Source organism: Streptomyces sp. NPDC086554 (assembly GCF_040686095.1).
In the GTDB taxonomy this organism is placed as follows: Bacteria; Actinomycetota; Actinomycetes; order Streptomycetales; family Streptomycetaceae; genus Streptomyces.
In genome coordinates, this window is the sequence record NZ_JBFBJK010000017.1 from 148,073 (window position 1) to 167,948 (window position 19,876).

Sequence of the window (19,876 nt, forward strand, 5' to 3'; positions counted from 1 at the left end):
CTTACGGGGCGCCTCGTCCGGGCCCGCAGTGCTCAAGCCGTCGAACGGCGCCGCGCCCTCCTCCACAGCCCCGGCGCCACGCTGATCAGCACCGTCACGCCGACCGCCACCGCCACGCCCTCCCACGGCTCCTTGAAGAGCGAGCCGCCGAGAATGCCGATCAGCTGGTACGTCACGGCCCAGGCCAGGCAGGCCGGCACGTCGCCGCGGGCGAACTCGCGCAGCGGCATCTTCGCCATCAGGCACGCCAGCATCACCGGGATCCGCCCCGCGGGGACGAGACGCGAGAGGACGAGGACGAGTACGCCGTGGGCGGCGAGCTTGGCCTGCGCCTGTTCGAGGCGGTCCTCGGGTGCGCGGTCGCGGATTGCCGCGAGCCAGCGCGAGCCGTTCTTCGACCGCATGCCGCGCTGGCCGAGCCAGTACAGGGCGAGGTCCCCGAGGAACGCGGCGAGCGCCGAGACCCCGAACACCATGAGGAGCGAGAACGGCGCCGTCTGGTGGAAGGCCACCACGGCGGCCGAGCTGACCAGGGCGCCCGTGGGCACCACGGGCACCAGCGCGCCGAGCACGATGAGCAGGAACAGCGACGGATAGCCCACCGCCTGCTGCGTCGACTCCGGCGGCACCTGCGCCGTCGCGGCGAGGATCACTGGGGCTCCCCCTTGGTGACCTCGGGCCGCACACTCTCGCCGTGCCCGAGCCGATGCACCGTCACCTCGGGCGCGAGCCGCTCCGCGTGGCGCACGAACTCCTCGCCCGGCGCGTGGAATTCATGCGGGCGCACGGCGTCCATGCCGATCGGCCAGTACGTTCCGTAGTGCACCGGCACCGCGCTGCGCGGCGCGATCCTGGCCAGCGCGACGGCCGCGCGCGCCGCGTCCAGATGGCCGTGGCCCAGATGCGGGCCCCAGCCGCCGACGGGCAGCAGCGCCACATCGACATCCCCCACCTCGTCGGCCATCGAGTCGAACAGACCGGTGTCCCCGGCGAAGTACGTCCGCGACTCACCGCCCACCACGAACCCGAGCGCGGGCGCACGGTGCGGTCCGACGGGCAGCCGCCGTCCGTCGTGCAGCGCGGACACAGCGCGGATGACGAGGTCGCCGATCCGCACCTCGTCGCCGGGCACGACCTCGACGAGGCGCAGGTGGGAGAGCTTGCGGGAGAGTCCGGGCACCGCGCCGGGGGCGCCGCGCGGCAGCAGGACGCGGGTGCCGGGCGCGATCCTCGCGAGGGAGGGCAGATGCAGATGGTCGGCGTGCAGATGGGAGAGGAGCACCGCGTCGGCGACGGCCGCTTCGGGGGGCGGCAGGGCGCCCCTGCGGCGGCGCAGATGGGCGAGGCGGCGGGCGAACAGCGGGTCCGTGAGCACGCGCAGGCCCGAGTCCTCGATCGTGCAGGTGGCGTGACCCCACCAGGTGATCTCCACCGGCACTCCGGTTCCTCCTCCGCGCGACTGTTTACGAGCCTACGGCCAGGAGTAGGGTCTTCGGCTGACGACAGCTGACGACAGAGGTGAGGGGGACGCGATGGGAGACACGGCAGGCGTGGGCGGCATGCGGGTCACGTCGATCGCGAGCCTGACGCCTCTGGAGGAGCTGGACGTCGACCCCTTCCTGGTGGACTCCCGCAGCCAGCACGCGATGTGCGCACGGTGGGCCGCCGCCCGCGGGTACGTCGTCACCCGCGAACTCGTCGTCCGCGGCCTGCCCGCCGACCACGCCGTCCTGTGGGCCGACATCGACGCGGGCCTCGTGGACCTCTTCGTCGTGCCCAGCCGGCGCGTCCTCGACCTCGCGCTGCGCTCCGCCGACGAGTTCACCGCGGAGTGCGGGCGGCGCGGGGTGCGGATCGAGACGGCGGGCCTCGCGGAGCCGGCGTACGACGCGGTGATGAAGGCGTGTGTCCACCGGCGGTTGTCCATGCCGACTGCGGGCTACGACGGCCGGTGAGCGCTCCGCGGGAGCCCCGCGCCCCTTCGGGGCGCCGCCCAACCGCCCCGCTGCGCAACCGCCCCGCTGGTCAGTGCCGTATGACACGCTGGTGTCCGGTTCTGTCATGAAACGTGAGGCGGCGCGGCGTGGGGAGAGGGCGATGGCGGGCGGTCGGGAGTGCGGTGTGGCGGTCCGTCGCCGTATGGGTCGTCAGTACGCTCACCATGCTCGCCCTTGCCGGCATCCTGCCCGACTTCCAGTTGCAGTCCGCGGACGGTGACAGCGCCACCCGCATCGCCGTCACCGCAGCCCTCGGCGCGGGTGCCTTCGGTCTGCTCTCCGCCCTTGTGTGGCCCGTCCTCGTGCGGGCGCTGCTGCTCGTCCCCGCCCTGGTGCTCGGTCTGCTCGCCTTCTTCCTCAACGGTTCGCTGCTGCTCCTTGCCCTGCGGCTGATCCCGGACGGCCGCGGTGAGGCCACCACCGAGACCGCCGTGGTCGTCGCCGCCGTCATGTCCGCCGTCGCCTCCGCCACCGGCGGTGCCCTCGCCGTCCGTGACGACGACGCCTACCGCCGGCGCCTCTACCGGCTCGCCGACCGCCGACGCCACCGTGTCGTCGAGGGGCTCACCGGGCCCACGGCGCCCGGCACCGTCTTCCTCCAGCTCGACGGGGTCGGCCACGACGTCCTGTGCGCCGCCGTCGAGAAGGGGCTCATGCCGACCGTCGCCGGCTGGCTGGGGCGGGACGGCGGGCGGGCCCGTCACCGGCTCACCCCCTGGCGCACCGACTGGTCGAGCCAGACCGGCGCAAGCCAGCTCGGCATCCTGCACGGCTCCAACGAAGACGTCCCCGCCTTCCGCTGGTACGAGAAGGACACGGGCGAGGTGATGGTCTCCAACCGCCCCGCGTCCGCCGCGGAACTGCAGCGCCGCGCCATCGAGCGCAGCGGCGACGGTGGGCTGCTCACCGTCGACGGGGCGAGCCGCGGCAACCTCTTCAGCGGCGGCGCGGAGCAGCTCGCGCTCGTGCTCTCCATGGCCGCCCGGCGCGGCAAGGAGAACCGCTCACGCTCCGGGTACTTCGCCTACTTCTCCGACCCCGCCAACGCGGTCCGCACCGCCCTGTCCTTCATCGCCGAGGTCTTCCGCGAGATCGCCGAGTCGACCGCGGCCCGGCTCAAGAGGCGCCGCCCGCGGGTGAACCGGGGCGGGCTCTATCCCTTCATCCGGGCCTTCGCGACCGTCGTCGAGCGTGACGTCGTGGTCGCCGCCGTCATAGGGGACATGCTCGCCGGGCGCAGGTCGGTCTACGCCGACCTCGTCGCGTACGACGAAGTGGCCCACCACTCCGGGCCCAACAGCGGCGACGCGGAGAAGGTCCTGCAGCGCCTCGACCGGTCCATCGCGCTGATCGCCAAGGTCGCCGAACACGCCCCGCGCGCCTACCGCATCGTGCTCCTCTCCGACCACGGCCAGAGCCCCGGCGAGACCTTCCGCGCCCGCTACGGCCTCACTCTCGGTGACCTGGTCAGGGCGGGCTGCGGGCTGCCCGTGCCGCGCAGGGCGCAGCGCACCCACAGCGGCGCCGAGGCCCGAGCTGCCGTGCGCGCCGCGCTGCGCCGCCCCGTCGAGGAGGGCGCGGGCGAGCACCTGCCCGCCCGCCGCGCCGAGCCCATCGTGCTCGCCTCCGGCAACCTCGGCCTTGTCTCCTTCCCCGACGTCCCACGTCGCATGACCCGCGAGGAGATCGACCTGCGCCACCCGGCGCTGCTTCCCACCCTCGCCAACCATCCGGGCATCGGCTTCGTCCTCGTACGCAGCGAAGGGCGGGGCCCCGTCGTGCTCGGCGCGCGCGGCAGCGAGGTGTACCTCGACGAGGAGCCGGACGACCTCGGGCCGCTCGCCGACTTCGGGCCCGGTGCCGCCGACGCCGTGCGCCGCACCGACGGCTTCCCGCACACCGCCGACATCATGGTCAACTCCTGGTACGACCCCCAGGAGGGCGAAGTGCTCGCGTTCGAGGAGCAGATCGGCTCGCACGGCGGACTCGGCGGCGCCCAGGGCCACCCCTTCCTGCTCTCGCCGCTCTCCCTGTCCGCGCCTCTGGAGGACGGCCGTGAACTCGTCGGGGCCGAGCGCGTCCACGACGTACTGCGACGCTGGCTTTCAGAGGCCCAAGGAGCGGAGATTCCGCTGGTGGGAGGGGTTGCAGGGGGTCCGGACGATTCCCGGCGCGAGGGCCCGGGAGGCACAGCTTTTGCGGCCACCGACGGTTCTGTACAGGACAAAACACACTGATTTTGAGCGCATCGCGTCGTGTCCGACCATGGGCTCGCGCCCGGCGATCCCGGGCCCCGGCACGACGAGAGGCACCACCCCATGCACGACACCGGAACCGCGGTCCTTTCGGCTCCGGCCCCCGACCAGGAAGAACAGCACGAGGAGCAGAGCAAGCACGCTCGGCGCTTCGGACTGCCGATCGCCACCTGCCTCGTCATGGGCAACATCATCGGCGGCGGCATCTTCCTGCTCCCGGCCTCCGTCGCTCCCTTCGGCACCATCAGCCTCGTCGCTTTCGCCGTCCTGACCGCGGGCGCCATCGCCCTCGCCCTCGTCTTCGGGCGGCTCGCCCGGCGCGATCCGCGGACCGGAGGACCGTACGTCTACGCCCGTGAGGCGTTCGGCGACTTCGCCGGATTCCTCTCGGCCTGGTCCTACTGGGCCACCGCCTGGGTGTCGAACGCGGCGCTCGCCGTCGCGGCCGTCGGCTATCTGGACGTCCTGATACCGGTCAACGACCACAAGTGGACCGCCTGCCTGGCCGCCCTGGTGCTTCAACTGCTCCCCGCGCTCGCGAACTTCGCGGGCACCCGGTACGTCGGTGCGGTCCAGGTCGTCGCCACCGTCCTGAAGTTCCTGCCGCTGCTCCTCGTCGCCGTCGGCGGACTCTTCTTCTTCGACAGCGGCAACCTCGGGCCCTTCCAGGCGAGCGACGACAGCCCCATCGGCGCCGTCTCCGCGTCCGCCGCGATCCTGCTCTTCTCGTACCTGGGCGTGGAGTCGGCCGCCGTCAGCGCCGGCGAGGTACGCGATCCGCGGCGCAACGTCGGGCGCGCCACGATCCTCGGCACGCTGGGCGCCGCCCTCGTCTATCTGCTCGGCACCCTCGCCGTCTTCGGCACCGTCGCCCACGACAAGCTCGTCGGTTCCACCGCGCCGTTCTCGGATGCCGTCAACGTCATGTTCGGCGGCTCCTGGGGCGGCATCGCGGTCGCCTGCGCGGCGGTCGTGTCGATCCTCGGCGCCCTCAACGGCTGGACGCTGCTGAGCGCCCAGACGCCGTACGCGGCCGCCAAGGACGGGCTCTTCCCGCCCGCCTTCGGCAAGAAGAAGCGCGGCGTGCCGACCGTCGGCGTCCTGGTCACCGTCGTCCTCGCCTCGCTGCTCACCGTCTACAACTACACGGCGGGTTCCAGCGGCGTCTTCGAGTCCCTCGTCCTGATCACCACGTTCACCGCGACCGTGCCCTACCTTCTGGCCACCGCCGCGCAGATCTTCTTCCTCGTCTCCGGTCAGGGCGAGCGCGTCAACCGCGGACGCCTGGTGCGGGACGGGATCCTCGCGGGCATCGCGTGCGGGTTCTCCATGTGGCTCGTCGCCGGGTCCGGGTACGCGGCCGTCTACCAGGGTGTGCTGTTCCTCTTCGCGGGCGTCATCGTCTACGCGTGGATGGCGGCCCGCAAGAAGCGGACCGCCACTCACTGATTCCCCGACCCCCGTCGGTCCGGCTTACCTGGCGAGAGGCGCGACCACCCAGCGGCGGGTGGTGAACATGCCGTCGGGCGGGCCGATCTCGATCAGCTTGCGGGCGGCCGGGTAGGCCTCGTTGCCCTCGATCTCATAGCCCACGTCGAACGTGCCCGGCACGTCCCTGACCTGGGGCTCCGGCTGAGCCTTGGCGCCCTTGCCGCCCGGCTCGTCGGCCGTGACGGTGGCGAGTTCGGCGAGCAGCTTCTGCTGGGCGGCGGCCAGCGCCTTGCGCGGGTCGCGCTCCAGCGGCGCCGCGGCCGCCTTGCCGCCCTGGGGCGGCGGAGAGATGTCCGTGCTCGGCTCGCGCGTCGTACCGGTGGTCTCACGGGTGGAGATCTGCGCCTGGACGACGGTGGCGTCGTTGTCCAGGGCCACCCGGATCAGACCGCGGTCCGGAGTGATGACCGGTATGCCGTCGAAGACCTGCCGGAACGTCACATGGGTCTCAAGCGACACCGGCTGCCCGAGCTCGGAGCCGTCCTTCGCCCCGGAGTTCTGCATCAGGTCGTGCACGCTGTCGACGACCAACTCGGCGCCGTCGGCGTGCTGTTCGGCGAACGCGCGCGCCGCCTCGACGGCCCGCTCGGTGGGCAGCTGCCGCAGATTGCGGTGGTTGGCCTCGGCGAGCTTGACCCACCTGTTCGCGTGCGGCGCGGTCGATACGGTCCGGTCGCCGGAGGTGGCGCTGAGCACGCCCTGCCGCTCGACCTGCACCTCTTGCAGCGCCGCCGACGGGAAGTTGGCGAGCTGCCCCATCCTGGTGAGCTCCTGGCCCGGGTCGCGCGGCGCGAGCTGCACGATCTGCGGGCTGGTGGGCGCCTGCGTCAGGGGCTCCCTGAGGGTGTCGCGCGCGTAGTACCAGCGCCACGCATACCAGTTGTCCGGCACGTGCTCGCGGTACAGGGTGCGCTCGCCGTTGAGGCGGGCGTTGGCGTCGGCCTGGGTGGCGCCGACCGCGCAGACCGAGGGCGCCTGGCCGTGGTAGATGTCCCAACTCGCGTTCAGCCAGGCGTCGGTGAAGGTCTGCCCGGCCCGCCACTTCTCCCAGAACTTCTTGCCGTAGTCCGGGCTGTCGATGCTGACCGTCTCGAACCCGAAGATCATCCGGAAGCCGATGTTGGGGCCCGCCCAGGTGCGGATCGGCGAGTGCCCGCCGAGGACCCGCAGCGAGGTGCAGGTGGACCAGAAGACGTAGTTCGCCTTCTCGTTGCCGAGCGCCATCCGGTTGGAGATCGCGTCGCTGCGGCCGTCCCAGACCGCGCCGAGTGGCGCGAAGAAGACCCCGTTCCCGTCCATGCCGCCGTGGCCCGAGTGGTAGACGGCCACCACCGCGTCCATGCCGTAGCGGTCCTGCCAGTTGTCGTACGTCTCTTCGTACGCCCACACCTGCGCGCCGCCGTCCGCGAACCAGAAGTTGCGGTCGTAGAACTGCTGGAGGTACGCCAGCCACCCGGAGGCATCGGCGTGCGTGTGGAAGAGAGGTGACTGGTTGACGAACTTCTGGATGCTGAACGCACCCCACCAGCCGAACGTCGAGTCCCGGTCGCCCGCGGCTCCGGGCTTCTCCGCCTTCTCCGCTTCCAGCGGAGACGGACCGCGGTCCGTGTAGTTCATGCGCATGGCCAAACCCCCTGAGGTGAATTCCTCGTCCCGTGCGCGAGGGGGCCTCAAAATGTCACCGCGCCGGAACCTTGCACAGTTGCCATTCCGGCCATAGCGGGCGCGTACCAGGGGTTACGCCCTGCCCCAGCCGCCCCGCTGGAGGGGGCGTGCGGGGTGGTACGCGGTGGGGCGCGATGGGCGTCCGTGGAGCGAAAAATGGTGTGCGTCCCGAGTCGCGCAGCGCACACACTGTTCGTACCGGACCTCGCGCACCTGCGCGCCCCACTCGAACACCCCCAAGGAGCCCCTGCGTGCAGGCTGCTGTCAGCGTCACCCCCGCCAGGATTCCCGAGCTGCTGCTCGGGCTCGCGACAGTGCGGCCCGTTTTCATCTGGGGCGCGCCCGGCATCGGAAAGTCGTCCCTGGTAAGGAAGTTCGCCGACTCCCTCGGCCTGGAATGCGTGAGCCTGCTGGGTACGCAGCTGGCTCCTGAGGACCTCATCGGCGTACCGCAGATCCGCGACGGCCGTTCGGTGTTCTGCCCGCCGGAGTCGATCGCGCGGGACGAGCCGTACTGCCTGTTCCTCGACGAGTTGAACGCGGCGACGCCGGACGTCCAGAAGGCGTTCTATTCCTTGATCCTGGACCGCCGCATAGGCAACTACGAACTCCCCGAGGGCTCGATCGTCATCGGCGCGGGCAATCGCGCCACGGACAACGCGCTCGCGCGTCCGATCTCCTCCGCACTGGTCAACCGACTCGCCCACGTGCACCTTTCGGCATCCGCGACGGACTGGCTGGGGTGGGCCGGGGAGCACGGCATCCACCCCTGGATCACGGACTACTTGACCGACCGGCCCGACCACCTGTGGTCGAAGCCGCCGAAGACGGAGGAGCCGTTCTCCACGCCCCGGTCCTGGCACATGCTGTCCGACGCGCTGCACTCCTTCGGGCCGACGCTGGACGAGGAGACCCTGAAGGTCGTCGCGCACGGGACGCTGACGCCGGGGCACGCGGTCGCCTTCTGCGGATACGTCAAGGTCGTGCGGAGCCGGTTCGGGCTCGACGCGATCCTGAAGGGCGACGCGCGGTGGCCGCATCGGCCGGAGGAGCGGGACCTTCTCTACTACCTCGCGGAGTCGTTCCGGGGCCGTCTGGCAAAGGAACTCCCGGCATCCAAGGAGCACGCCTCGCCGTCCGTCCGGCAGACGGCGTACCGGGCCAAGTCGCTGCTCGTGCAGTTGGCGGAGATCTCGGTGGAGGTCGCGCAGACGGTCATCGCGGACGACGCGGACGGCAATCCGCTGCTGCCGGCGTGGTTCCTGGTGGAGGCGGCGAGGGACATGCCGCGCTTGGTGGAGGCGCGGCGCTAGCTTCGAAGCCGCCGCTTCGCGGCGGATCTTTTCCCGCCCACCCACCCGATTACCCCGCAGCGGATCCCATCTTGGGGAAGGGGCGGGGTTGGGGAAAAGGAAAGCAGTGACGAACGACCAGGAGTCAGCTGAATGAGCCGGACGCGCCGTCAAGGCAAGAGCAAGAAGGACACCCGCCCCGACCCCGCAACAGAGGCCTACCTCAAGGGGCTTGCCATGGTGCGGAGCAACCCCGCGCTGGACTCCCTGGAAGCGGACTTCTGCCGGAACGGCTGCCGGGTCGCACCCGCGCACGGGTACGCCCTCGTCGACTCCGACGGCTGCGTACACGTCCACCCCACCCGAAGCGCGGAACCGGCCCAATGGGCCTGGGCTCTCTCCCACTGCCTCCTCCACCTCGGCTTCGGCCACGTCCCCGCCGCCAAGGGCAAGCGCGAGCAGCCCGACCGCTACGACCTCGCGGCGCGCTGCGTGGTCGTACACCGGTTCCAGCAGACGTTCCCCGTCGGCAGCCCGCCCGACGACCTGCCCACCGAATTCCCCGGCGGCGACGAGGAGCAGCTCGCCGCGCGCTGGCGGCGCGACGGCATCCCGGCCCAGTACGAGCACTGCGGCGCCGGCGGCACCGCCCCCGACCAGGTCCTCGAGCCCTGGCCCGCCTGGTACGGCCCGGTCAAGGACTGGCAGACCGCCTTCGCGCACGCCCTCACCCGGACGGTGTCCGCCGCCATGGACGTGGCGGGCGGGCGGCGTGACGAGCTGAAGGGCCGGCGCGTTCCCACCCGCCCCTGGGAGCGCGCGCTCAACTGGTTCGTTTCCTCCTACCCCCTGCTCGGCGGCATCGCGGCCGGCATGACGCTCGTCGCGGACGCCGAACTCGCCCGCGCCCACGACATCTCCGTCGCCGCGGTCAACGCCGAAGCGGGGGAGATCTACATCAACCCGCTTCTGCGGTACGCCGACGAGGAGTGGCGGTTCATCCTCGCCCACGAGATGCTGCACGCCGCCCTGCGGCACGGCGACCGCCGTGGCGCCCGCGACCCGCTTCTCTTCAATGTCGCCGCCGATTACGTCATCAATGGCTGGCTGCGTGAGATGGGTGTCGGCGAGATGCCCGAAGGGCTCCTGTACGACCCGGAGTTGGCGGGGCTCTCCGCCGAGGAGGTGTACGACAGGATCGTCGCCGATCAGCGCCGCATGCGTCGGATGGCGACCCTGCGCGGCAAGGGGCGCGGCGACATCCTCGGGGAGCCGCTCGGGCCGGTGGGGGACTATGTCGACCTCGACGAGTTCTACCGACGCGGACTCGTGCAGGGCTTCGACCTGCATCATCAGCAGGACCGGGGGCTGCTGCCCGGCGGTCTCATCGAGGAGATCCGCGCGCTCGCGCATCCGCCCGTGCCGTGGGACGCCCAACTGGCGCGCTGGTTCGACGAGTTCGTGCCCCGGCCCGAGCCCCTGCGCAGCTATGCCAGGCCATCGCGCCGCCAGGCGTCGACGCCGGACATCCCGCGCGCGGGCCGCCACCACCCGCCCGAGGAGATCGCCCGCTGCACCTTCGGTGTCGTCCTCGACACCTCCGGCTCCATGAGCCGTGTCCTGCTCGGCAAGGCGCTCGGCGCCATCGCCTCGTACGCCACCGCACGCGACGTACCGGCGGCCCGCGTCGTCTTCTGCGACGCGGCCCCGCACGACGCGGGCTATCTGCCGGTCACGGAGATCGCGGGAAGGGTACGGGTGCGCGGGCGCGGCGGCACCGTGCTGCAGCCCGGCATCGATCTGCTGCAGCGCGCGGACGACTTCCCGGCGGCCGCGCCGGTCCTGGTGATCACCGACGGGGAGTGCGATGTGCTGCGGGTCCGCAGGGAGCACGCCTATCTGCTGCCGTCCGGTGGCCGTCTGCCGTCCACCGCGCGTGGGCCGGTCTTCCGCGTGCGCTGAGTCCGGGTGTGATCGGATGGGTACACGAAGTTCCGTTACGCAGCACGGAACCGCACTGAAGGGATCTCCATCGTGGCTACCACGCGCTCCGCGCACACGGTCTGGGAAGGCAACCTGCTCCAGGGCACCGGCACCGTCACCTTCGACTCCTCCGGGATCGGGGAGCAGGCGGTGTCCTGGCCGGCCCGTGCCGAGCAGGCGAACGGCAAGACCAGCCCGGAAGAGCTGATCGCCGCCGCGCACTCCAGCTGCTTCTCCATGGCGTTCTCCAACGGCCTGGACAAGGCGGGCACCCCGCCGACCCGCCTCGTCACGTCGGCCGACGTGACGTTCCAGCCCGGCACCGGCATCACCGGCATCCACCTCACCGTCGAGGGCACCGTGCCCGGCATGGACGAGGCCGATTTCCTCGCGGCCGCCGAGGACGCCAAGGTCAACTGCCCGGTGAGCCAGGCGCTGAAGGCCACGCCGATCACGCTGACGGCGAAGCTGGCCTGACGCAGGGCCGCGCCTGCGCGAACCGACCGTGCCGCCGTCCCTTCGGGGGCGGCGGCACCGTCGTATCCGCAGACGCGGCATTGACAAGGCGACGCTCAAGTTTTGTGATGGAGGGCGGAATACGCCGGGAACGGGCTCGCGGTTGGAAGCGGTGGAAGGGGACTGGACATGGCACGTGCAGTCGGGATCGACCTCGGTACGACCAATTCGGTGGTGGCGGTTCTGGAGGGCGGCGATCCCACGGTCGTCGCCAACGCGGAGGGCGCGCGCACCACGCCCTCGGTCGTCGCCTTCGCGAAGAACGGCGACGTCCTGGTCGGAGAGGTCGCCAAGCGGCAGGCGGTCACGAATGTGGAGCGCACCGCACGCTCCGTCAAACGCCATATGGGTGACGGGAGTTGGCGCTTTCCCGAGAGCGGTGCCGTGGACGGCACCCGGTACACCGCGCAGGAGCTCTCCGCCCGCGTCCTGCAGAAGCTGAAGCGCGACGCCGAGTCCTATCTCGGCGAGGACGTCACCGACGCGGTCGTCACCGTCCCCGCGTACTTCGACGACGCCCAGCGCCAGGCCACCAAGGAGGCCGGGGAGATCGCGGGCCTGAAGGTCCTTCGCATCATCAACGAACCGACGGCGGCCGCCCTCGCGTACGGCCTCGACAAGGGCGACGACCAGACCGTCCTCGTCTTCGACCTGGGCGGCGGCACGTTCGACGTCTCGCTCCTGGAGATGGGCGACGGCGTCATCGAGGTGAAGGCCACCAACGGCGACACCCAACTGGGCGGCGACGACTGGGATCAGCGCATCGTCGAATACTTGGTGCGGCAGTTCAAGAACGCGCACGGCGTGGACCTCGGCAAGGACAAGATGGCGGTGCAACGGCTGCGCGAGGGCGCCGAGAAGGCGAAGATCGAACTCTCGTCTTCGAGTGAGACGGACATCAACCTTCCGTACGTGACGGCGTCGGCGGACGGCCCGCTGCATCTGGCGGAGAAACTGACCCGCGCTCAGTTCCAGGAACTGACAGCCGACTTGCTCGAACGCTGCCGTGGACCCTTCCACCAGGCGGTGAAGGACGCGGGCGTGAAGCTGTCCGCCGTCGACCATGTGATCCTGGTCGGTGGTTCGACGCGGATGCCGGCGGTGACGGAGCTGGTCAAGGAACTCACGGGGCGCGAGCCGCACAAGGGGGTCAACCCGGATGAGGTGGTGGCGCTCGGCGCGACGCTCCAGGCGGGGGTGATCCGCGGCGACGTCAAGGACGTACTCCTCCTGGACGTGACGCCGCTGTCCCTCGGCATCGAGACCAAGGGCGGCATCATGACGAAGCTCATCGAACGCAACACGACCATTCCCACCCGCCGTTCGGAGACCTTCTCCACCGCCGAGGACAATCAGCCGTCGGTCGGCATCCAGGTCTTCCAGGGGGAGCGGGAGATCGCCGCGTACAACAAGAAGCTGGGCGTCTTCGACCTGACGGGCCTGCCGCCCGCGCCGCGCGGTGTCCCCAAGATCGAGGTCACCTTCGACATCGACGCCAACGGAATCATGCATGTCTCCGCGAAGGACGAGGCGACGGGCCGCGAGCAGCGCATGACGGTGACCGGAGGCTCCGCCCTGCCCAAGGACGACATCAACCGCATGGTCAGGGAGGCGGAAGAACACGCGGAGGAGGACCGCAAGCGCCGGGAGTCGGCGGAGACCCGCAACCAGGCGGAGCAACTCGTGTACCAGACGGAGAGGTTCGTCAGGGAGAACGAGGAGCGGATTCCTGCGGAGGCTCGGACCGAAGTGGAATCGGCGGCAGCCGAGGTGAAGTCCGTACTCGACGGAGGCGACGCCGCCACGATCCGCACCGCAGCGGAGAAACTGGCCACCGTGAGCCAGAAGATGGGCCAGGCGATGTACGCGGGCGGGGGCGCCCAGGAGCAGGGGGGTGCAGGTTCCTCTGCCGAGGAGGGCGTGGTGGACGCGGAGATTGTGGACGAGGAAGGGAAGGAGAGCGGGCCGGAGCAAGGGAGCCGCTGATCACCGGGGAATCAAGAACCCGTCTTCTCCCAGCCCCGCCGCTCCGGCCGCGCCTCCACCCGCCGCGGATCCTTGCTCCGGTACACCACATACGGCCGGAACAGATACTGCACCGGCGCACTGAACATATGGATCAGCCGGGTGAAGGGGACCAAGGCGATCAGTGCCATCCCCACCACCGCATGGATCTGGTACAGCACCGGAACCCCCGCCATCAGGGCCGTGTCCGGCTGCAGCGTAGAGAGACTGCGTGCCCAAGGAGCAATCGACTCCCGGTAGTTGTAGCCGTCGCCCGACGAGTGCGTCAGTTTGGCCACCATGCCGAGCACGATCGCGCCGAGCAGCACCAGATACATCAGCTTGTCGTTGGAGGTGGTCGCCCGGAACACCGGAGCGTTGGTGCGCCGCCGGTACAGGAGCAGCAGGATGCCGAGCACCAGCATGATCCCGGCCGCCGTGCCCCCGTACAGCGAGAGCAGGTGGTACGTGTGCTCCTCGACGCCCAGGTTCTCCGTCCACGACTCGGGGACGAAGAGGCCGACCAGGTGGCCCACCAGCACGAAGAGGATGCCGTAGTGGAACATCGGCGACGCGATGTTCAGGAGCTTCGACTCGTACACCTGTGAAGAACGCGTCGTCCAGCCGAACTTGTCGTAGCGGTAGCGCCAGATGATCCCCGCGACGAGCAGGACGAAGGCGACGTAGGGGAGCACGCCCCACAGCAGGGTCTTCATGAGGGTCCCTCCCCGATGAGTGCGAAGGGTTCCAGGCCGACGTCCTCGCGCGGCGGTCCGGAGCGGGCGAGCGCCAGCGCCTCGGCGCGGTCCTTGGGCGAGGGCCCGGGCAGCGACGAGCACACCGCGTCGACGACCTCCGCGTACGGCGTGCCGAAGTCGCTCAGGGCCAGCCGCAGCAGCTCCAGGCCGCTGCGGTGGTCCTCCAGGAGGAGCGGGCCCGCGTGCGCGGAGAACTCCAGGACGGCGGGCAGGAAGTCCGGCAGCTCCTCGCCGGTGAACTCCATGCCGTGCTCGCGGTAGACCTGCTTGAAGCGCACCAGGGACATGCCGCGCCGCCGCGTGTCGCCGTCGCGCCACCAGCTCAGGTAGAGGCTGTGCCGGTTCTTGAAGTCGAAGACCTGGACGTAGTGCGCGGCGAGCTCGCGCGGGTCCGTGGCGGCCGCGTGGGCCAGGAAGCCGCCGAGCGCCGGGGGCGCGGCCGCCGTGAGGAGGGGCAGCCGCTCGTGGAAATCGGCGTCCGGATAGGCGAGGCAATGTGCCGCCGCCTGGTACAGCACGGCGTGGTCGTTCCTCACAGCTCGTCCTCCCGGGCGGCGGTGGGCTGCTCGTCGGCGGTCTGCCGGCTGCGCAGCGCGTGGAAGTTCTCGATGGTGACCAGCGGCAACTGCTTACGGCCCGAGTCCTGGCCGAACGGCCCGTCGCCGCCCATGCCGGGTCCTTCCTCGTAGTCGAGGCTGCAGGAGTCGGGAAGCCCAGGAAGAGCAGACTCCTCAAGGCGCTGGGCGTCCGCCACGGCCGCGGTCGGGATGACGTAGCGGTCCTCGTACTTGGCGATGGCGAGCAGCCGGTACATCTCCTCGATCTCCGGGCCCTTCATGCCCACCGCATCGGCGACCGAACTCTCCGGCCGTACACCGAGGTTGATGGCCCGCATATGCGCCCGCATCGCCGCGAGCTTCTCAAGGGACGCCCGCACCGGGCCGACGTCTCCGGCGGTGAAGATCTCCGCCAGGTATTCGAGCGGGATGCGCAGGGTGTCGATCGCCCCGAAGAGGTTGTCCAGGTCCTCGCCGTCGTGGCCGGTCTCGCTGAGCGCGTCCACCACCGGCGAGAGCGGCGGGATGTACCAGACCATCGGCATCGTCCGGTACTCCGGATGCAGCGGAAGCGCCACCTTGTACTTGCTGATCAGCGCGTGCACGGGGGAGCGGCGCGCCGCCTCGATCCAGTCGTACGAGATCCCGGACCGCTCCGCGTCGCGACGCACGTCCGGGTCTTCGGGGTCGAGGAAGACGCCCAACTGTGCCTCGTACAGCTTGTGTTCGTCGGGTTCGGAGGCCGCCGCCGTCACCCTGTCCGGGTCATACAGAATCACGCCGAGATAGCGGAGCCTGCCCACGCAGGTCTCCGAGCAGACGGTGGGCAGACCCACCTCCAGGCGCGGGTAGCACAGCGTGCACTTCTCGGCCTTGCCGGTCCGGTGGTTGAAGTACACCTTCTTGTACGGGCAGCCGGTCACGCACTTGCGCCAGCCCCGGCAGTGGTCCTGGTCGACGAGGACGATCCCGTCCTCCTCGCGCTTGTACATCGCGCCCGATGGGCAGGACGCCACGCACGCCGGGTTCAGGCAGTGCTCGCAGATGCGCGGCAGATAGAACATGAAGGTCTGCTCGAAGGCGAACTGCACCTTGTCGGCGGCCTGTTGGCGGGTCTTCTCCACCATCGGGTCGAGGTCGCCGTACTGCGTCGCGCCGCCGAGGTTGTCGTCCCAGTTCGACGACCACTCGATCTTCATGGGTTTGCCACTGATCAGGGAGCGCGGCTCGGCGACCGGGTAGTCGTCGCCCAGCGGGGCGTCGGTGAGGTTCTTGTACTCGTACGTCCAGGGCTCGTAGTAGTCCTTGATCTCCGGCAGCTTGGGGTTGGAGAAGATCTCCAGAAGGGACTTGATCCGGCCGCCGTTCTTGAGCTTCAGGGCGCCCCGCCTGTTCAGCTCCCAGCCGCCGCGCCACTTCTCCTGGTCCTCGTAGCGGCGCGGATAGCCCTGGCCAGGACGGGTCTCGACGTTGTTGAACCAGACGTACTCCATGCCGTCCCGGTTGGTCCACGCCTGCTTGCAGGTGACCGAGCAGGTGTGGCAGCCGATGCACTTGTCGAGGTTCATCACCATCGCGATCTGAGCCATGACCCTCACGAGTACTGAACCTCCTGGCTGCGGCGGCGGATGACCGTCACCTCGTCGCGCTGATTGCCCGTTGGGCCCAGGTAGTTGAACGCCCACGACAACTGGGCGTAGCCGCCGATGAGATGGGACGGCTTGAGGATGAGGCGGGTCAGGGAGTTGTGGATGCCGCCACGCTTGCCGGTGGTCTCCGTCTTGGGGACGTTCACCGTGCGCTCCTGCGCGTGGTGCATATAGACCGTGCCGGCCGGCATGCGGTGCGAGACGATCGCGCGCGCCACCACCACACCGTTCCGGTTGACCGCCTCGATCCAGTCGTTGTCCTTGACGCCGATCGCGTCCGCGTCCTGCGGGGCCATCCAGATGGACTGGCCGCCGCGCGAGAGCGACAGCATGAAGAGGTTGTCCTGGTACTCGGAGTGGATGGACCACTTGTTGTGCGGGGTGAGGTAGCGGACCGTCACCTCCTTCTCGCCGTCCGGGCCGAGGCGCGGCTCTCCGAAGAGCCGGTTCATGTCGAGCGGCGGCCGATAGACGGGCATCGCCTCGCCCAGTTCGTGCATCCAGTCGTGGTCGATGAAGAAGTGCTGGCGGCCGGTGAGGGTGTGCCAGGGCTTCAGGTGCTCGGTGTTGAGCGTGAAGGCCGTGTACCGGCGGCCGCCGGACTCGCTGCCGCTCCACTCCGGCGACGTGATCACCGGGACCGGCGCCGCCTGGGTGTCGGCGTACGTGATGCGCTTGCCCTCGTGCTCGGCGGCGAGGTGCGCCATCTCCTGCCCGGTACGCGCCTCCAGGGTGTGGAAGCCCTGGGTGGCCAGGCGCCCATTGGTCGTGCCGGACAGGGCGAGGATCGTGTTGGCCGCCTTGATCGCCGTGTCCAGGGCGGGGCGGCCGTCGGCGGGTCCGCCGCGCACGACGCCGCCCAGTTCCTTCAACTCCTGGACCTCCTGGTCGGGTTGGAACGCGATGCCCTTGACCGGAAGTCCCAGCTTCTCCACCAGCGGGCCGAGCGAGGCGAACTTGGCGCCGATCGCGGTGTAGTCGCGCTCCACCACCGCCAGGTTCGGCATCGTCCTGCCCGGCACCGGCTCGCACTCGCCCTTGTGCCAGTCCAGGACCACACCGCCGGGCTGGGCCGTCTCGCCCGGTGTGTCGTGCTGGAGCGCGGTGGCGACGACGTCCTTGCGTACGCCGAGATGGTCCGCGGACAGCTCGCTGAGCCGTTCCGAGATCGCCTTGAACGTGTCGAAGTCGGTGCGGGCCTGCCAGGGCGGGTCGACGGCCGGGGTGAAGGAGTGCACGTACGGGTGCATGTCGGTCGTCGACAGATCGTGCTTCTCGTACCAGGTGGCCGCGGGCAGGACCACGTCCGAGAGCAGCGTCGACGACGTCTGGCGGAAGTCGAGCGAGACGAGCAGGTCGAGCTTTCCCTCGGGGGCCTCGTCGCGCCAAGTGACCGTCGATGGACGCTCGTCGGGCGCGGCCTCCTCCGCACGCAGCGAGGAGTGCGTGCCGAGCAGATGCTTCGTGAAGTACTCGGCGCCCTTCGCCGAAGAGCCGAGCAGATTGGCGCGCCACAGGGTCAGGACGCGCGGCCAGTTCTCCGGTGCGTCCGGGTCCTCGCAGGCGAACTTGAGCGAGCCCGCCTTGAGCTCGTCGACCACGTTGGCCACCGGATCACCGGAACTGTCCGCCAGATCAAGGGAGTTGCGGTCGAACGTCGGGTACGACGGCATCCAGCCGGTGCGCGCCGAGAGCGCCAGGCAGTCCGCGCCCGTCATCCCCGCGAACCGGCCCTCGCCCAGCGGCGATGCGAGCACGTCCGCCGCGAACCTGTCGTAGCGCCATTGGTCGGTGTTCAGGAACCAGTACGCGGCGCCGATCATCTGCCGCGGCGGCCTGCTCCAGTCGTTGGCGCTCGCGAGCGTCGCCCAGCCGGTGGCCGGGCGGCACTTCTCCTGTCCTACGTAGTGCGCCCAGCCGCCGCCGTTGCGGCCCTGGCAGCCGGTCAGCTGGAGCAGCGCGAGGAACGCCCGGTAGATCGTCTCGGAGTGGAACCAGTGGTTGGTCCCCGCCCCCATCAGGATCATGCAGCGGCCGCGCGACTGCTCCGCCGTCCTCGCGAACTCCCGCGCGATCTTCACCGCCTTCGCGGCAGGCACCGAGGTGTGGACCTCCTGCCAGCCCGGGGTGCCGGGCGCGTCGGCATCCTCGTACGACGAAGGCCACTCACCCGGAAGACCCTCGCGCCCCACGCCGTACTGCGCGAGCAGCAGGTCGAAAACCGTTGTGACAAGGGGGCCGTCCTGCCCGCCGAGCCGGGTCGCGGGCACCCCTCGGCGGACGATCTCACCCCGCCCCTGGCCGTGCGTGCCGCCCTCGGTGTCGAAGCGGGGGAGCAGCACCTCGACGCCCGCCGCGACGTCCGAGCCGTGCAGGGAGAGCTGCGGCTCGATGGAGCCGAGCTCCAGGTTCCACTTGCCCTTGCCGGAGTCGGTCCAGCGGAAGCCGAGCGAGCCGTTGGGGACGGCGGGCTGCCCGGTGTTCTCGTCCAGGACGGCCGTCTTCCAGTCGCCGCCCTCACCGCTCTCGCCGAGGTCCGTGGCACGCAGGAACTTCGAAGGGACGAACGCCCCGTCGCGCTCGGTCAGCGTCACCAGGAACGGCAGGTCGGTGAACTTGCGGACGTAGTCGGTGAAGAAGTCCGTCCGCCGGTCGACGAAGAACTCCTTGAGGATCACGTGCCCCATCGCGATGGCGAGGGCGCCGTCCGTGCCGGGGTGCGGGTGCAGCCACTCGTCGGCGAACTTGGCGTTGTCGGCGTAGTCCGGCGCCACGACCACGACCTTCTGGCCCCGGTAGCGCGCCTCGGCCATCCAGTGCGCGTCGGGGGTGCGCGTGACGGGGACGTTCGAGCCCCACATCATCAGATACGCGGCGTCCCACCAGTCGCCCGACTCCGGCACGTCGGTTTGATCGCCAAACACCTGTGGCGAAGCCACCGGAAGGTCCGCGTACCAGTCGTAGAAGGAGAGCATCGGGGCGCCGATGAGGCTCATGAAACGGGCCCCCGCGGCGTGCGACACCATCGACATCGCCGGGATGGGCGAGAAGCCCGCGACGCGGTCGGGGCCGTACTTCTTGATGGTGTGGACGTGCGCGGCCGCGATGATCTCGACGGCCTCGTCCCAGGTCGCCCGCACCAACCCGCCCTTGCCGCGCGCCTGTTGGTACGTCCGGCGACGCTCCGGATCGCCCTGGACGTCCGCCCACGCCAGGACCGGATCCTTCAGCCGGGACTTCGCCTCGCGGTACATCTCCAGGAGGACGCCGCGCAGATACGGGTAGCGGACGCGGGTGGGAGAGTACGTGTACCAGGAGAAGGCCGCGCCACGGGGGCAGCCGCGCGGCTCGTACTCGGGGCGGTCGGGGCCGACGGACGGATAGTCGGTCTGCTGGGTCTCCCAGGTGATGATGCCGTCCTTGACGTACACCTTCCAGCGGCAGGAGCCGGTGCAGTTCACGCCGTGCGTCGAGTTCACGACCTTGTCGTGGCTCCACCGGTCGCGGTAGAAGGCGTCCGCGTCCCTGCCGCCGGTCAGCGAAACGCTGTGCAGATCGGGGGCGGCGGTGCCGCGGCGGAAGAACTTGCCCGCGCGCAGCAGCGCCGCGGCGGGCTCGGTCGTCTCGGTCACCGTTGAGCTCCCTAGGTCTGCCTTTCAACGAACCTAGGTGCGGGTGGTACGGCGCACCTGTCTGCCGCCGCCGTACG

General features: G+C 70.2%; 14 protein-coding genes. 7 read left to right on the forward strand and 7 right to left on the reverse strand.

The window, feature by feature from the left end:
• Positions 1 to 32 precede the first annotated feature (32 nt).
• Both AB0O76_RS27045 and AB0O76_RS27050 read right to left on the reverse strand, forming a co-directional pair.
• Complete coding sequence (locus AB0O76_RS27045) at positions 33 to 650, reverse strand: VTT domain-containing protein (protein ID WP_365496344.1); 618 nt, start codon at positions 648 to 650, stop codon at positions 33 to 35.
• Complete coding sequence (locus AB0O76_RS27050; RefSeq protein WP_365496223.1) at positions 650 to 1,438, reverse strand: MBL fold metallo-hydrolase; 789 nt, start codon at positions 1,436 to 1,438, stop codon at positions 650 to 652. The genes AB0O76_RS27045 and AB0O76_RS27050 overlap by 1 nt, the downstream gene beginning before the upstream one ends.
• A gap of 94 nt (positions 1,439 to 1,532) precedes the next feature.
• Between AB0O76_RS27050 and AB0O76_RS27055 the strand changes: the two genes are divergently transcribed.
• From AB0O76_RS27055 to AB0O76_RS27065, 3 genes are all read left to right on the forward strand, one after another.
• A complete protein-coding gene (locus AB0O76_RS27055) occupies positions 1,533 to 1,955 on the forward strand; it encodes a hypothetical protein (protein WP_365496225.1) in 423 nt (140 codons plus the stop codon).
• A 128-nt stretch (positions 1,956 to 2,083) separates the two neighbouring features.
• Complete coding sequence (locus AB0O76_RS27060) at positions 2,084 to 4,234, forward strand: phage holin family protein (protein WP_365496227.1); 2,151 nt, start codon at positions 2,084 to 2,086, stop codon at positions 4,232 to 4,234.
• An 81-nt stretch (positions 4,235 to 4,315) separates the two neighbouring features.
• On the forward strand, positions 4,316 to 5,701 hold the full coding sequence (locus AB0O76_RS27065) for an amino acid permease (protein WP_365496229.1): 1,386 nt from the start codon (positions 4,316 to 4,318) through the stop codon (positions 5,699 to 5,701).
• Positions 5,702 to 5,725: 24 nt separating this feature from the next.
• On the opposite strand, the gene AB0O76_RS27070 is transcribed toward AB0O76_RS27065, so the two are convergent.
• Entirely contained in the window at positions 5,726 to 7,366 is a 1,641-nt protein-coding gene (locus AB0O76_RS27070; RefSeq protein WP_365496231.1) for a DUF6345 domain-containing protein, read from the reverse strand.
• A 293-nt stretch (positions 7,367 to 7,659) separates the two neighbouring features.
• Between AB0O76_RS27070 and AB0O76_RS27075 the strand changes: the two genes are divergently transcribed.
• From AB0O76_RS27075 to dnaK, 4 genes are all read left to right on the forward strand, one after another.
• Positions 7,660 to 8,721 carry a MoxR family ATPase gene (locus tag AB0O76_RS27075; protein ID WP_365496233.1) on the forward strand — a complete coding sequence of 354 codons (1,062 nt, stop codon included), beginning with the start codon at positions 7,660 to 7,662 and terminating at the stop codon, positions 8,719 to 8,721.
• 132 nt (positions 8,722 to 8,853) lie between these two features.
• On the forward strand, positions 8,854 to 10,662 hold the full coding sequence (locus tag AB0O76_RS27080) for a hypothetical protein (RefSeq protein WP_365496235.1): 1,809 nt from the start codon (positions 8,854 to 8,856) through the stop codon (positions 10,660 to 10,662).
• A gap of 72 nt (positions 10,663 to 10,734) precedes the next feature.
• On the forward strand, positions 10,735 to 11,160 hold the full coding sequence (locus tag AB0O76_RS27085) for an OsmC family protein (protein WP_365496237.1): 426 nt from the start codon (positions 10,735 to 10,737) through the stop codon (positions 11,158 to 11,160).
• Between the two features lie 168 nt (positions 11,161 to 11,328).
• On the forward strand, positions 11,329 to 13,185 hold the full coding sequence (dnaK, locus tag AB0O76_RS27090) for a molecular chaperone DnaK (protein WP_365496239.1): 1,857 nt from the start codon (positions 11,329 to 11,331) through the stop codon (positions 13,183 to 13,185).
• A gap of 11 nt (positions 13,186 to 13,196) precedes the next feature.
• Here dnaK and narI read toward each other — a convergent pair whose 3' ends face one another.
• From narI to AB0O76_RS27110, 4 genes are read right to left on the reverse strand one after another with little or no spacing between them, the layout of a single operon-like run.
• Complete coding sequence (gene narI / locus AB0O76_RS27095) at positions 13,197 to 13,919, reverse strand: respiratory nitrate reductase subunit gamma (protein ID WP_365496241.1); 723 nt, start codon at positions 13,917 to 13,919, stop codon at positions 13,197 to 13,199.
• Positions 13,916 to 14,497 carry a nitrate reductase molybdenum cofactor assembly chaperone gene (narJ, locus tag AB0O76_RS27100; protein ID WP_365496243.1) on the reverse strand — a complete coding sequence of 194 codons (582 nt, stop codon included), beginning with the start codon at positions 14,495 to 14,497 and terminating at the stop codon, positions 13,916 to 13,918. The genes narI and narJ overlap by 4 nt, the downstream gene beginning before the upstream one ends.
• Positions 14,494 to 16,116: a nitrate reductase subunit beta gene (gene narH / locus AB0O76_RS27105; protein ID WP_365496245.1), complete on the reverse strand. Its 1,623-nt coding sequence runs from the start codon at positions 16,114 to 16,116 to the stop codon at positions 14,494 to 14,496. Before narH ends, narJ begins: the two co-directional genes overlap by 4 nt.
• Positions 16,113 to 19,799 carry a nitrate reductase subunit alpha gene (locus AB0O76_RS27110; protein WP_365496247.1) on the reverse strand — a complete coding sequence of 1,229 codons (3,687 nt, stop codon included), beginning with the start codon at positions 19,797 to 19,799 and terminating at the stop codon, positions 16,113 to 16,115. The genes narH and AB0O76_RS27110 overlap by 4 nt, the downstream gene beginning before the upstream one ends.
• Positions 19,800 to 19,876 lie beyond the last annotated feature (77 nt).